Source organism: Streptomyces sp. NPDC055287, assembly GCF_053646035.1.
Genome location: NZ_JBSHNE010000009.1, coordinates 77375 through 90585, shown reverse-complemented (window position 1 = coordinate 90585; position 13211 = coordinate 77375). Strand labels below are relative to the sequence as shown.

At 73.5% G+C, this 13211-nt stretch carries 17 protein-coding genes; 13 read left to right on the top strand and 4 right to left on the bottom strand.

Annotation, left to right across the window (positions count from 1 at the left end; translation table 11 throughout):
- Window position 1: 1 nt before the first annotated feature.
- The 6 genes from ACWIHY_RS16600 to ACWIHY_RS16575 all read left to right on the top strand — a co-directional run bounded on the left by ACWIHY_RS16600 (window position 2) and on the right by ACWIHY_RS16575 (window position 5116).
- Window positions 2–376 (top strand): holo-ACP synthase, encoded by a 375-nt coding sequence (locus ACWIHY_RS16600; RefSeq protein WP_454376379.1) that lies wholly within the window; start codon window positions 2–4, stop codon window positions 374–376.
- A gap of 13 nt (window positions 377–389) precedes the next feature.
- Window positions 390–1892: an NAD(P)H-hydrate dehydratase gene (locus tag ACWIHY_RS16595; RefSeq protein WP_454376378.1), complete on the top strand. Its 1503-nt coding sequence runs from the start codon at window positions 390–392 to the stop codon at window positions 1890–1892.
- A gap of 51 nt (window positions 1893–1943) precedes the next feature.
- Window positions 1944–3083 (top strand): alanine racemase, encoded by a 1140-nt coding sequence (gene alr / locus ACWIHY_RS16590; RefSeq protein ID WP_454376533.1) that lies wholly within the window; start codon window positions 1944–1946, stop codon window positions 3081–3083.
- 12 nt (window positions 3084–3095) lie between these two features.
- A complete protein-coding gene (locus ACWIHY_RS16585; protein WP_454376377.1) occupies window positions 3096–4328 on the top strand; it encodes an alpha/beta fold hydrolase in 1233 nt (410 codons plus the stop codon).
- A complete protein-coding gene (gene tsaE, locus ACWIHY_RS16580; RefSeq protein ID WP_454376376.1) occupies window positions 4300–4812 on the top strand; it encodes a tRNA (adenosine(37)-N6)-threonylcarbamoyltransferase complex ATPase subunit type 1 TsaE in 513 nt (170 codons plus the stop codon). Before ACWIHY_RS16585 ends, tsaE begins: the two co-directional genes overlap by 29 nt.
- 127 nt (window positions 4813–4939) lie before the next feature.
- A complete protein-coding gene (locus ACWIHY_RS16575) occupies window positions 4940–5116 on the top strand; it encodes a hypothetical protein (protein ID WP_454376375.1) in 177 nt (58 codons plus the stop codon).
- A 24-nt stretch (window positions 5117–5140) separates the two neighbouring features.
- Here ACWIHY_RS16575 and ACWIHY_RS16570 read toward each other — a convergent pair whose 3' ends face one another.
- A complete protein-coding gene (locus ACWIHY_RS16570) occupies window positions 5141–5689 on the bottom strand; it encodes a hypothetical protein (RefSeq protein ID WP_454376532.1) in 549 nt (182 codons plus the stop codon).
- A 132-nt stretch (window positions 5690–5821) separates the two neighbouring features.
- Between ACWIHY_RS16570 and tsaB the strand changes: the two genes are divergently transcribed.
- Genes tsaB through ACWIHY_RS16545 form a run of 5 tightly spaced genes read left to right on the top strand, consistent with a single transcriptional unit; the run spans window position 5822 to window position 9033 of the window.
- Complete coding sequence (gene tsaB, locus ACWIHY_RS16565) at window positions 5822–6484, top strand: tRNA (adenosine(37)-N6)-threonylcarbamoyltransferase complex dimerization subunit type 1 TsaB (protein WP_454376374.1); 663 nt, start codon at window positions 5822–5824, stop codon at window positions 6482–6484.
- 17 nt (window positions 6485–6501) lie between these two features.
- The gene (gene rimI, locus ACWIHY_RS16560) at window positions 6502–6999 is read left to right on the top strand and encodes a ribosomal protein S18-alanine N-acetyltransferase (RefSeq protein ID WP_454376531.1); all 498 of its coding nucleotides are present in this window, start codon (window positions 6502–6504) and stop codon (window positions 6997–6999) included.
- The gene (tsaD, locus tag ACWIHY_RS16555; protein WP_454376373.1) at window positions 6992–8101 is read left to right on the top strand and encodes a tRNA (adenosine(37)-N6)-threonylcarbamoyltransferase complex transferase subunit TsaD; all 1110 of its coding nucleotides are present in this window, start codon (window positions 6992–6994) and stop codon (window positions 8099–8101) included. Before rimI ends, tsaD begins: the two co-directional genes overlap by 8 nt.
- A complete protein-coding gene (locus tag ACWIHY_RS16550; protein WP_454376372.1) occupies window positions 8098–8361 on the top strand; it encodes a hypothetical protein in 264 nt (87 codons plus the stop codon). The genes tsaD and ACWIHY_RS16550 overlap by 4 nt, the downstream gene beginning before the upstream one ends.
- A gap of 36 nt (window positions 8362–8397) precedes the next feature.
- Window positions 8398–9033, top strand: a complete 636-nt coding sequence (locus ACWIHY_RS16545; RefSeq protein WP_454376371.1) for a hypothetical protein — start codon at window positions 8398–8400, stop codon at window positions 9031–9033.
- A 57-nt stretch (window positions 9034–9090) separates the two neighbouring features.
- Here ACWIHY_RS16545 and ACWIHY_RS16540 read toward each other — a convergent pair whose 3' ends face one another.
- Together ACWIHY_RS16540 and ACWIHY_RS16535 are read right to left on the bottom strand one after the other, a co-directional pair.
- Window positions 9091–9435, bottom strand: a complete 345-nt coding sequence (locus tag ACWIHY_RS16540; RefSeq protein WP_454376370.1) for a DoxX family protein — start codon at window positions 9433–9435, stop codon at window positions 9091–9093.
- 122 nt (window positions 9436–9557) lie between these two features.
- Complete coding sequence (locus ACWIHY_RS16535) at window positions 9558–10760, bottom strand: class I SAM-dependent methyltransferase (RefSeq protein ID WP_454376369.1); 1203 nt, start codon at window positions 10758–10760, stop codon at window positions 9558–9560.
- Window positions 10761–10908: 148 nt separating this feature from the next.
- Here ACWIHY_RS16535 and ACWIHY_RS16530 point away from each other — a divergent pair, with 148 nt between their 5' ends.
- Both ACWIHY_RS16530 and ACWIHY_RS16525 read left to right on the top strand, forming a co-directional pair.
- Window positions 10909–11793: a polysaccharide deacetylase family protein gene (locus ACWIHY_RS16530; protein ID WP_454376368.1), complete on the top strand. Its 885-nt coding sequence runs from the start codon at window positions 10909–10911 to the stop codon at window positions 11791–11793.
- Complete coding sequence (locus ACWIHY_RS16525) at window positions 11790–12644, top strand: polysaccharide deacetylase family protein (RefSeq protein ID WP_454376367.1); 855 nt, start codon at window positions 11790–11792, stop codon at window positions 12642–12644. The genes ACWIHY_RS16530 and ACWIHY_RS16525 overlap by 4 nt, the downstream gene beginning before the upstream one ends.
- A 22-nt stretch (window positions 12645–12666) precedes the next feature.
- On the opposite strand, the gene ACWIHY_RS16520 is transcribed toward ACWIHY_RS16525, so the two are convergent.
- Window positions 12667–13068, bottom strand: coding sequence for a DUF6234 family protein (locus ACWIHY_RS16520; protein ID WP_454376366.1), 402 nt, complete (start codon window positions 13066–13068; stop codon window positions 12667–12669).
- Between the last annotated feature and the right edge of the window lie 143 nt (window positions 13069–13211).

Sequence of the window (13211 nt, the reverse complement as noted above, 5' to 3'; positions counted from 1 at the left end):
CGTGATCATTGGTGTGGGGATCGATGTCGCCGAGATCGAGCGCTTCCGGGCATCGATGGAGCGTACGCCGCAGATGGCACAACGACTGTTCCTGGAAAGCGAGTTGAACCTGCCGGGTGGCGAACGGCGGGGCATCGCCTCGCTCGCCGCGCGGTTCGCGGCGAAGGAGGCGCTGGCGAAGGCGCTGGGCGCGCCGGCCGGGCTGCACTGGACGGACGCGGAGGTGTACGTCGAGGACAGCGGTCAGCCGCGGCTGCGGGTGAGCGGGACGGTGCTGGCGCGGGCGGAGGCGCTCGGGGTGCGGTCCTGGCATGTCTCGCTGAGTCATGACGCGGGGATCGCTTCCGCGGTGGTCATCGCGGAGGGCGAAGGGTGAGGGTGTTCTGCTGATGCGTGCTGCTTATGGCGTGGAGACCGTGCGGACCGCTGAGCGGGAGCTGATGGCGCGGCTTCCCGAGGGCGCGCTCATGCAGCGGGCGGCGGCCGGGCTTGCCGCGGTGTGCGCGGGGCTGCTGGAGCGGGTGTACGGCGCGCGGGTCGTGCTGCTCGTCGGGAGTGGGGACAACGGCGGCGACGCGCTGTACGCGGGGGCGCGGCTGGCCCGTCGGGGTGCCGGGGTCACCGCCGTGCTGCTCGATGCGGAGCGGGCGCACGGGGGCGGGCTGGCGGCGCTGCGGGCGGCCGGGGGGTCTGTGGCGGGTGACGCCCTGGGGGCTCTCGCGCGGGCGGATCTCGTGGTCGACGGGATCACCGGGATCGGCGGGCGGGGTGGTCTTCGGGACAACGCCGTGCCGTTGGCGCGGGCCGCGCGGGACTCCGGGGCGGTCGTCGTCGCCGTGGATCTTCCCAGCGGGGTCGAGGCGGACAGCGGGGAGGTGCGGGGGGAGTGTGTGCGCGCGGACGCCACGGTCACCTTCGGTACGTACAAGCCCGGGCTGCTGATCGACCCCGCCCGGGAGTACGTGGGGGCCGTGCGGCTCGTGGAGCTCGGGCTCGACCTGGGGGCGGCGGAGGCGGACGTCGAGGCGCTGCAGCACGCCGATGTGGCCGCGCTGCTGCCGGTTCCCGGGGCGGAGAGCGACAAGTACCGGCGCGGGGTGGTGGGCGTCGTCGCGGGGTCGGAGCGGTATCCGGGGGCTGCGGTGCTGGCGGTCGCGGGTGCGCTGCGGGGCGGGGCCGGGGCGGTGCGGTACGTCGGGCACGGGGCGGACGCGGTCATCGCGCGCTTCCCGGAGGCGCTGGTGCACGCGGGGCCGCCGTCGAAGGCGGGGCGCGTCCAGGCGTGGGTGGTCGGGCCCGGGCTGGGCGAGGACGCGGGCGGGGCGCTGGGGGATGTGCTGGCTTCGGACGTGCCGGTGCTGGTGGACGCGGACGGGCTGCGGCCGCTGGAGCCGGAGATGGTGCGGGGGCGGGACGCGCCGACGCTGCTGACGCCGCACGCGGGGGAGGCGGCCGCGCTGCTCGGGGTGTCGCGGGAGGAAGTGGAGGCGGGGCGGCTGGTCGCGGTGCGGGAGCTGGCGGCGCTGTACGGGGCGACGGTGCTGCTCAAGGGGTCGACGACGCTGGTGGCGCCGTCGCCGGTGGGCGGTGCGGGGTTCGCGGGGCCGCGGCCGGTGCGGGTGAATCCGACCGGGACGCCCTGGCTGGCGACGGCGGGGAGCGGGGACGTGCTGTCGGGGCTGGCGGGGGCGTTGCTCGCGGCGGGGCTGGGTGCGGTGGACGCGGGGTCGGTGGCGGCGTACGTGCATGGGCTGGCGGGGCGGCTGGCCGCCGGCGGGGCTCCCGTGGGGGCGATGGATGTCGCGGAGGCGGTGCGGGGGGCCTGGCGGGGGGTCGTGGGGCGGCGGGCCGCTCCGGGGGCGCCGGGGACGGGTGGTGGCGTTCCCGGGTGAGGTGAGGCCGGGCTGTCGTACGGCTCTGAGACACTTGGCGCGATGACCGCGATGACCCATACCCCCATGCGAGCCCGCGCCGAGATCGACCTGGCGGCCCTGCGAGCCAACGTGCGGGCTTTGCGTGCTCGCGCGGCGGGGGCTCAGTTGATGGCCGTGGTGAAGTCGGACGCGTACGGCCACGGTGCCCTGCGCTGTGCCCGCGCGGCCCTCGACGCCGGGGCGACCTGGCTGGGGACGGCGACCCCCGAAGAGGCACTGGCCCTGCGCGCCGCCGGGTTCGACGGTCCGCTGATGTGCTGGCTGTGGACCCCCGGCGGGCCCTGGCGCGAGGCGGTCGAGGCGGGCATCGACGTGTCCGTGAGCGGGATGTGGGCCCTGGCGGAAGTGGTCGAGGCGGCGCGCGCGGCGGGGCGGGTGGCGCGCGTACAGCTCAAGGCGGACACCGGGCTCGGGCGCAACGGGTGCCAGCCGGCCGACTGGCCCGAACTCGTGCGGCACGCTCTGGACGCCGAGGGCGTGAAGGTCACCGGGCTCTGGTCGCACTTCGCCTGCGCGGACGAGCCCGGGCATCCCTCGATCGACGTCCAGCTGGCCGTTTTCCGTGATCTTGTCGACTACGCCGAGAAGGCCGGTGCCGAGCCCGAGGTCCGGCACATCGCGAATTCGCCCGCGACCCTGACCCTGCCCGCGGCGCACTTCGATCTCGTACGGACCGGCATCGCCATGTACGGCGTCTCCCCGAGCCCCGAGCTCGGCACGCCCGCCGACTTCGGGCTGCGGCCGGTCATGACGCTCGCCGCGTCGGTGGCGCTGGTCAAGCGGGTGCCGGAGGGGCACGGCGTCAGTTACGGGCACCACTACGTGACGCGGGAGGAGACGAACCTGGCGCTGATCCCGGTCGGGTACGCCGACGGCGTTCCGCGCCACGCGTCCGGCACCGGGCCCGTGCTCGTCGGTGGCAAGTGGCGGCGGGTCGCGGGACGGGTCGCCATGGACCAGTTCGTGGTCGACCTCGGCGCGGATGCGGTGGAGCCGGGGGACGAGGCTGTGCTGTTCGGTCCCGGCGACCGGGGGGAGCCGACCGCCGAGGACTGGGCGCAGGCCGCGGACACGATCGCGTACGAAATTGTCACCCGCATCGGATCGCGGGTACCGCGCGTCTATGTGAACGAGGACCCCGAAAGCTAGGAGAGCGGCACCGTGAGCGAGAGCAGCGCGCCCGGCGTGGCGGAGGTGGCGGCTTCGGCCGCCACCTCCGCCGTCGGCAACTGGCGCCGGGCCGGTGTGGCCGGCGCCGCGATAGGTGTGGTCGCCGCGGGCGCCGCCGCCGGTGTCGCTCTTGAGCGGCTGACCGTCGGGCGCGGGATGCGGAAGAAGGCACGGCTCGCGCTGGACGCCTCGGGGCCGTACGGCGCTCTGCGCGGGATGCCCGGGCAGGCCCTGGCGGACGACGGGACCGACATCTACTACGAAGTGGACGAGGTGGACGCGGACGGCGCCTCGACGGGGCCCCGGCGGCGCCGGCTGTTCGGGCGCAAGACCCCTGCCCCCGTCACCGTGGTGTTCAGCCACGGCTTCTGTCTGAGCCAGGACTCGTGGCACTTCCAGCGGGCGGCTCTGCGCGGGGTCGTGCGGACCGTCCACTGGGACCAGCGCAGTCACGGGCGCTCGGCGCGCGGCGCGGCCCAGGCGCACGGCGTCCCGGTCGACATCGAGCAGCTGGGGCGCGACCTGAAAGCCGTCGTCGACGCCGCCGCGCCCGAAGGGCCGCTGGTGCTCGTGGGGCACTCGATGGGGGGCATGACCATGATGGCCCTGGCCGACCAGTACCCCGAGCTCATCCGTGAGCGCGTCGCGGGCGCCGTCTTCGTCGGTACGTCGTCGGGGAAGCTCGGCGAGGTCAATTTCGGGCTGCCGGTGGCCGGTGTGAACGCCGTACGCCGCGTCCTGCCGCGCGTGCTGCGCGCCCTCGGTACGCAGGCGGAGATCGTCGAGCGCGGGCGGCGGGCCACGGCGGACCTCTTCGCCGGGCTGATCAAGCGGTATTCCTTCGGATCGAAGGACGTCGATCCGGCGGTCGCGCGGTTCGCGGAGCGGCTGATCGAGGGAACGCCGATCGACGTGGTCGCCGAGTTCTATCCGGCCTTCACGGACCACGACAAGGCCGAGGCGCTGGAGATCTTCGCAGAGGTGCCCGTGCTGGTCCTCGCGGGCGACAAGGACCTGGTGACGCCCAGCGAGCACAGCGAGGGAATCGCCGGCCTGCTGCCGGACGCCGAGCTGGTGATAGTCCCGGACGCCGGTCACCTGGTGATGCTGGAGCACCCCGAGGTGGTCACCGACCGGCTCGCCGACCTGCTGGCCAGGGTGGGCGCCGTACCGGCAGCCGCTAACGTTGGGACGTATGGAAGCACCGCACAGCCCGGCGGCTGACGTCACCGCCGTCCACACCGTCCCCTCGCCCGGCCTCATGCAGGAGTTCGGGCGCCGGCTCGCCGAAGTGCTGCGGCCCGGCGATCTCGTGATGCTCACCGGCGAGCTCGGCGCCGGCAAGACGACGCTGACGCGCGGGCTCGGCGAGGGACTCGGGGTGCGCGGCGCCGTGACCTCTCCCACGTTCGTCATCGCGCGCGTCCACCCGTCGCTGACCGGCGGTCCCGCGCTGGTGCATGTCGACGCGTACCGGCTGGGCGGCGGGCTCGACGAGATGGAAGACCTTGATCTCGACGTCTCGCTGCCCGACTCGGTGGTGGTGGTCGAGTGGGGCGACGGAAAGGTCGAGGAGCTGTCCGACGACCGGCTCCATGTGGTCATCCACCGGGCCGTGGGGGACGCCGCCGACGATGTGCGACAGGTGACGGTGAGCGGCATCGGCGCGCGCTGGGCCGGGGAGGACCTGGCCGCGTTGGGGGCCTGACGTCCGTACGTTCCGACAAGACGTCGGCAAGATGTTGCGCCGGTGAGGCCGGGCATGGTCACATGGATACCGAGACTGGTTAGGTCTACCTAATCACGCCTGCTCAACCGGAGCCCAGGAGGCATCCATGCCGGCTTCAGAACGCGAAGTGACCCAGCCTCTCTCCATGCGCGACCTGCTGGCCTCGTGCGCGGCGGCCACGGCGGTCTCCACCCCGCCGAGAGAGCGGCCGCAGGAGAGCGACGCGTCCGAGGCCGCCGGACTGCCCACCGAGGAACGCGCTCAGCAGCGCGACGCGGCGTAACCCCCGTCGCTCGTACGAGCGTATTTACGGGACGACCACGACCTTGACGCCGACGGTCGCGAAGCTCCACAACGCGTCGCCGTCGGCCCGCGGCATGCGGACACCGCCGGTCCTGCTCTTCGGGTCCGGGCTCGGCATCGACCCGTCGACGGCGGCGCTGAAACCGATCGGCACGTCGTCGACCGTCGTGAACCGTACGACGTGCTCGATCCGCACCCCGTCGGAGCCGGTGATGGTCCCCGAGCGCGAGCTGACCGCGTACGTGCCGGGCGGCGGGCTGACCGTGCTCGGTGCGACCTGGAAGATCCTGGTGGCCGTGCCCGCGCCGTTCACCAGCCACACCCGTCGCTCGGCCAGCGCGTAGACGACGCGGGTACCGGTGCCGGACTGGGCCGGCACCGCGAGCGGGTTCTTCACCTTGGCCGGCGCCTTGGCCGGCTGCGAGGCGTGCGCCGCGGGGACCTTGCCGGCACCGCTTTCGGCGAGCCGTGCGGGGGAGGGGGCGCTTGCCGACGCCTGGTAAGCGAGGAAAGCGACCGCCCCCACGGCAGCCGCGACGAGCCCGGCCACCATTCCCGAGCTGCTCCTTGCCACCTTGCTCCACCTCATGTTCGTACGGGGCTTGTATGTGTGGTGACGGTAGCGCAGGGGCCGGGAGGGACGGGGGACGCCGAGGGCGGTGTGCGCGGGCCGTAGGCTGTTTGTGTGCTCCTGCTCGCCGTTGATACCGCCACCCCAGCCGTCACCGTAGCCCTCCACGACGGCGAGTCCGTCGTCGCCGAGGCCGGTCAGGTCGACGCACGCCGTCACGGGGAGCTGCTGCTGCCCACCGTCGACCGCGTGCTCGCCGAGGCGGGACTGAAACTCGACGCCGTGACCGGGGTGGTCGTGGGCGTCGGCCCCGGTCCGTACACCGGACTGCGCGTCGGCCTCGCGACGGCCGAGACCTTCGGCCTGGTCCTCGGAGTGCCGGTCCACGGGCTCTGCACCCTGGACGGTCTGGCGTACGCCGCCGGGCTCGCCGGGCTCACAGCGCCGTTCGCGGTGGCCACCGACGCGCGCCGCAAGGAGGTCTACTGGGCGCGGTACGCCGATGCCCGTACGCGCGTCGGCGAGCCCGCCGTCGACCGGCCCGCCGACATCGCGGAGCAGCTCGCGGACCTGCCGGTGGTCGGCTCCGGGGCTCTCCTCTACCCCGAGGCGTTCCCCGACGCGCGCGGCCCCGAGCACCAGTCGGCCGGCGCGCTGGCGTCGCTGGCCGCCGAGAAGCTCGCGGCGGGTGAGCCCTTCCTGGCGCCGCTGCCGCTGTATCTGCGCCGTCCCGACGCGCAGGTGCCGAAGAACTACAAGGTGGTCACGCCGAAGTGACCGCGGGCTTGAGAGAGATGCGCTGGTGGGACATCGGCCCGGTGCTCGAGCTCGAGCGCGAGCTGTTCCCCGAGGACGCCTGGTCCCCGGGGATGTTCTGGTCCGAGCTCGCGCACGCGCGCGGGCCGCAGGCCACCCGCCGTTACGTGGTGGCCGAGGACGGGGACGGCAGGATCGTCGGGTACGCCGGGTTTGCCGCCGCCGGAGGGCTGGGCGACGTACAGACCATCGCCGTCTCGAAGGACCAGTGGGGCACCGGGCTCGGGGCCCGGCTGCTCACCGACCTGCTGGGCCACGCGACCGCCTTCGAGTGCGCCGAGGTGCTCCTCGAAGTGCGCGTCGACAACACGCGCGCGCAGAAGCTGTACGAGCGCTTCGGCTTCGAGCCGATCGGCTTCCGGCGCGGCTACTACCAGCCCGGCAACATCGACGCGCTCGTGATGCGGCTGACGACGACGACCGACCCGGCACACCCAGCGACCTCCGTACAAGAAACCGAGATTCACCATGGCTGACGAACCGCTCGTCCTCGGCATCGAGACCTCCTGCGACGAGACCGGCGTCGGAATCGTGCGCGGTACGACGCTGCTCGCCGACGCGATCGCGTCGAGCGTCGACGAGCACGCCCGCTTCGGCGGCGTCGTGCCGGAGGTCGCCTCGCGCGCGCACCTGGAGGCGATGGTCCCGACGATCGGGCGCGCGCTGAAGGAGGCCGGGGTCGCCGCCTCCGACCTGGACGGCATCGCGGTGACGGCGGGGCCGGGCCTCGCGGGCGCGCTGCTGGTGGGTGTGTCGGCGGCGAAGGCGTACGCGTACGCGCTCGGGAAGCCGCTGTACGGCGTGAACCACCTGGCCTCGCACATCTGCGTGGACCAGCTGGAGCACGGACCGCTGCCCGAGCCCACGATGGCGCTGCTGGTCAGCGGCGGGCACTCGTCGCTGCTGCTCGCCCCCGACATCACGAGCGACGTCCGGCCGATGGGCGCGACCATCGACGACGCGGCCGGCGAGGCGTTCGACAAGATCGCCCGGGTGCTGGACCTGGGCTTCCCGGGCGGCCCCGTCATCGACCGGCTGGCGAAGGAGGGCGACCCGAGGGCGATCGCCTTCCCGCGCGGTCTGACCGGGCCGCGCGACGCGGCGTACGACTTCTCCTTCTCGGGGCTGAAGACCTCGGTGGCGCGGTGGATCGAGGCGAAGCGCAGTGCGGGCGAGGACGTGCCCGTGCGGGATGTGGCGGCGTCCTTCCAGGAGGCGGTCGTCGACGTGCTGACGCGCAAGGCGGTACGGGCCTGCAAGGACGAGGGTGTCGACCACCTGATGATCGGCGGCGGGGTGGCCGCGAACTCGCGGCTGCGGGCGCTGGCCGCCGAGCGGTGCGAGCGGGCCGGGATCCGGCTGCGGGTGCCCCGGCCGGGGCTGTGCACGGACAACGGCGCGATGGTCGCGGCGCTCGGCGCGGAGATGGTGGCGCGGGGCAGGGCCGCGTCCGACTGGGACCTGTCGGCCGACTCCTCGCTGCCGGTGACGGAGCCGCACGTACCGGGTGCCGTTCATGACCACGGTCACGACCACGATCACGTGCACGAGATCAGCAAGGACAACCTCTACTCATGACCGTCGCGCTGATGTGGGAGGCTCGCGCCGCCGAGGGCAGGGGCGCGGAGCTGCTGGAATGGGCCCGGGCGCAGGCGCGGGTCCTGGCGGCGGAGCCCGTACGCACGGAGATTTTGCGGGCGCCGCAGGACCGGGTGCTCGTGATGACGTGGTGGGACGCGGCGTACGACGCGCCGCTGCCGGAACTGCCCGAGCCCGAGGCGGGGCTGATCGCGCGGGCGGTGCACCGCTGGCGCTTCGAGTCGGCCGGAGGGGCCTGAACCGGCCCGCCGGTGGCACTGGATAGTGTCGTGCTCATGTCTCGTCGTACGCCGCTTCCTCCACCCCCGCCGCCCGCTCACCTCCAGGCCTGGCCGGGACCCGAGGCGATGCTCGCCGACCGGTCGCGGGCCATGGACGAGCTGATCGCACGCCACCTCGGGCCGGGGCGGCTGGTGCGGTTCTGGCTGCTGGTGGGCGGTGCCGCGCTCGGGTGGGGCATCGTCGGGATGGCCCTCAAGGCGTTCGAAGGGCCGGGTGACCCGCTGATCGCCGTCCTCGGGGCGGCCTTCGGCGCGGTCGGGCTCGGCGGAGTCGTGGCGTGCTCGATCTTCATCGGGATGGGCGTGCGGCGCGACCGTACGGTCCGTCAGCTGCTGGCGGGGTGGGCGGAAGTGGGGCGCGACGACGGCTTCTCCGCCGCGCCGTGGCGGGTGCCCGGGCTCGGCCTCGCGTGGCTGCTGTCGTCACTGGTGGTGTGCGGGCTCGGGCTGTGGTCGTCACTGGGGTTCGCGGTCAGCGCCCGGCCGGGCTCCGAGACGTACGTGGACGCGGTCTTCTTCTTCGGGCTCGGCGTCGTGCTGTGGGTGGCCGGGCTGATCGGGGCGGCGAAGGCCATGGCGCACTACCGGTGGGCGGTGCGTGTGGGCGCGGACAGCGGCACGAAGGTCTGAGGCGGCCGGGCCGCGCCCGGGAGGTGGCACGGGTTCTCGGGCGTACGGCGCCGGGCCTCAGGCGGAGCCGAGCACCAGGGCGCCGACCACCGGCGCCGCGTACACGAGGGGGAACGGGATGTGCGCGTACGAGCGGGCCCTGGCCACCGTGACGACGGCGCCGGTGAAGTACAGGACCAGGCCGATGCCGGCCAGGAGGCCGATGACCGGGACGAAGAGACCGATCACCAGGCCCGCCGCGCCGGCGGCCTTGGCCGCCCCGAGCCAGGGCCACCAGGACTCGGGGACGCCGTAGTCGGCCAGCGGCTCGACGACCCACTTGGCGCGGAAGAAGACCGAAGCGGCCGAGAAGCCGGCCATGGCGGCGGCCAGGAGGGTGACGACGACGTAGGTGGTGGACATCAGCAGTGCTCCTCAGCAGGTGGTCGCCGGTGCGGTCCCGCTCCGGCGGTGTGTGGTGAGTACTTCACTGCCTTGACGCGCCACGGTCCGCGAGTGTGACAGGACGTGCGGACCAATTTTTTTCAACCCGCCGCCGGGTGGCCGATCAGCACCGTCGGCGCGCCCGCCACCCGCGTGAGGAAGACGGTGGCCGAATGCGGCCCCGACAGCTTCATCTTGCGGCGCAGTTCCTCCGGCTCGACCGCCGAGCCGCGCTTCTTGACCGTCAGTACGCCGACTCCGCGCTCCCGCAGCAGCGCCTTCAGCTTCTTCAGGCCGAAGGGCATCTGATCCGTGATCTCGTACGCGGTGGCGTACGGCGTCGGGTGCAGCCCGTCCGCCGTCACGTACGCGATCGTCTCGTCGATCAGGCGGCCGCCCACCTGCCGCGCCACCTCCGCCACCAGATGCGAGCGGACGACCGCGCCGTCCGGCTCGTAGAGGTAGCGGCCGACCTTGCCGGGCTCGGGGTCCGGCAGCCCGGTGCCCAGCAGGGTGTGCGGGCCGGGGAGCAGGGTGGCCCGGACCGCCTTCGGGGCCGTCCCGAACCAGAACACCGCCTCCTTCACGTCCCCGCCGTCCGAGATCCACTCCGCTTCGGCGTCGTCGGGGACGGCCTCGTGCGGGACGCCCGGCGCGATCTTGAGTGCGGCGTGCGCGGACGTACGCGCCGCCTCGATCGCCCAGGACAGCGGCGGGGAGTATGCCTCCGGGTCGAAGATCCGGCCGCGGCCGCCGCGCCGCGCCGGGTCGACGAAGACCGCGTCGTACGGGGAGGTGTCGACGGCCGTCACGTCGGCGCAGCGGACCTCGATCAGGGCGGACAGGCCGAGCGCGTCGGCGTTCGCGCGGGCGACCTCGGCCGTCAGCGGATCGCGGTCGACCGCCAGGACGGAGATTCCGGCGCGGGCCAGCGCGATCGCGTCGCCGCCGATGCCGCAGCAGAGGTCGGCGACGCTCCGTACACCGAGGGCGGCGAAGCGGCCGGCGCGGTACGTCGCCACCGCCGTGCGGGTGGCCTGCTCGACGCCGTTCGGGGTGAAGAACATCCGGTACGCGTCCTCGGCGCCGAACTTCGCCACCGCCCGCTGCCGCAGACGCGCCTGTCCGAGCGCCGCCGAGACGAGCGCGGCGGGGTGGTCACGGCGCAGCCGCGTCGCGGTCGCCAGCTCGTCCGCGGGGTTGTGGTCGCGGAGCGCGACGAGCAGGGCGCGCCCCTCTTCGGTGCGCAGGGCGGCGAAGGAGTCCAGGGCGTCAGGGGCATCGGGGGCATCGAGGTCGTTCACCCGGTCAATTGTGGGCCAGCCGGGGGACCGTGCGCGCCCGGTCGCGGTGTCGCCCCGGAGACAGTGCGTGGCGCTGACAGGATCCAACGCCATGCAACTAGTACGACAAAAGGAAGATATGAAGAGGAAGGGGAGTAGGCGGGTCCGTATGGCCCTGGCCGTGCTCCTCGCCTCCGCCATCGGCTCCGGATGCGCCTCCGGGGGCGGCGACACGCCGGACGGGGGCGCACCGCCAGCCGAGCCTGCCGCCGGCCAGCAGCGGGAGTACCGGCAGGGGCCGGCCCGGGACCTTGCCGGATACGCGGAGCGGCTGCGGCACACCCAGACCCTGCGCGTCGCCGCCGCCAGGAAGTGGGGCCTGGCGCGGCCCCCGCTCGCCGCGCCCCCGCCGCCCGCCGTGAAACCGAAGATCACCACACGCAAGGGCTTCGGCGCGGGCCCGGGGCTGCCGCCCGTCTTCACCACCGTCCCGGTCAAGGAGCGGGTCGTCTTCCTGACGATGGACGACGGCGCGGAGAAGGACCCGAAGCTGCTGAAGATGATGACCGAGCTCGGCATCCCCTACAGCGCGTTCCTCAGCGACTACCTCGTGCGCGAGAACTACGGCTACTTCGAGCGGATGCAGGGCCGTGGCGTGTCCCTGCACAACCACACCCTCAACCACCGCTACCTGCCCGGCCTTTCGTACGCCCAGCAGAAGCGTGAGATCTGCGGGATGCAGAAAATCATCCAGAAGCGGTACGGCAAGCGGCCCCGGCTCTTCAGGCCGCCGTACGGCAACTACAACGCCGCCACCCTGCGCGCCGCCCGATCCTGCGGCATCGAAGCGGTGCCGCTGTGGGCCGCCGAGGCGTTCCCGGACCGGATGGAGTGGCGGGAGTGGGACCGGGACCTGCATCCCGGCGACATCATCCTCACGCACTTCCGGGGCAAGGAGGACTGGAAGGGCAGCATGCCGGACATGATCCGGCGGGTCATGAAGACGGTCACCGCCAAGGGGTACGCCGTAGCCAGGCTGGAGGACTACCTGTGACGCGCGCGCACCGGCTGACGGCCGGACTGCTGACGGCCGGTGCGCTGGCCCTCACCGGCTGCGCGCAGTCCGTGGACCCGATCGAGCGGCTGGGGCGCAAGGCGGTGCGCAGCGTCGCCCCCAAGGTGCGGGACGCGGGGGCGGCGGCGCTTCCGGCGCACGCCCCGCCGGCCCCGCCCGCCGGGGCGTACGCGCGGTGGGGACTGCGGGCGCCGCTGCGTCCGGCGCCGACGCCCCCGGTCCGTAAGCCGGAGCGGCCCTTCGTCGTGGACCGCGTACCGACCCGCGACAAGGTCGTCTTCCTCACCTTCGACGACGGAGCCGAACGCGACCCCGAGTTCGTACGGATGGTCGACGAGCTGAATCTGCCGATCAGCATGTTCCTCACGGACAGCGTGGCCTCGCCCGGGTACGACCACTTCGACCGGCTGAGGCGGGCGGGCGGCGGCCTCAGCACGGTCCAGAACCACACCCTCCGCCACGTCTACCTGCCCGGTCTCCCGTACACCGGACAACGCGCCGAGATCTGCGGCCAGCAGGACCGCCTGGAGGCCCGCTTCGGCGCCAGGCCGCGGCTCTTCCGGCCGCCGTACGGGGCGTACAACAACCAGACGCTGCGGGCGGCGGGCGACTGCGGTGCCGATGCGGTCGTGCTGTGGGGGGCGTCGATGCAGATCAACGACCTGCGGTACGCGCACGGCGACCGGCTGCGGCCGGGAGACGTCGTGCTCGCGCACTTCCGGGGGCCCGGTGAGCTGAAGGGCTCGACGATCACCGAGATGACGACGCGGATACTGCGCCGGATCCAGGAGCAGGGATTCGCCGTGGCCCGGCTGGAGGACTACCTCTGACACCGGCGTGGTTCCGGGGCGCTCAGCCGCCGCTGTCCCTGCACTCGTCGCTGCCGCCCCCGCTGCGGCACTGGTGGCCGGCCCCACCGGGGTCGTACGTGGGCGCGGGCTCCGGGTGGGCGTCGTCGTACGCCCGGGCCGCGCCGTAGAGCACGGTCGCGCCGAGCAGCAGAGCGGCCAGCAGCTGGACCCATGCCGTAATGGCCCGGCCGCCGTTCCCGAAGCCGTACGCCGTCAGAGCGAAAGCCGCGGCCAGAGCGCCGAAGGTGATCAGCGCGGCCACTTCGCCGGCGCGCTCGCCCCAGAGCATGACCGCGGCCGTGAAGCAGGCCACCGCGTCGACCGCGAGTACGAAGACGGCGAGGGCGGCGTCGCCCCAGCCCGACGCGGGGCGGCGCTCCTGGACACTCCGCGCGGCGGGCATGACGGCACTGTCGTACGGAACCTGACGGCCCGACGGGGCGTTGGCGGTATCGAGACGCAACCGCGACCAGCCCGCGCGGGGCCCCGTGCCGGCCCGTGCGGGCACCCGTCGGCAACACGCACGGCGGCGCCGGATTGGCACTC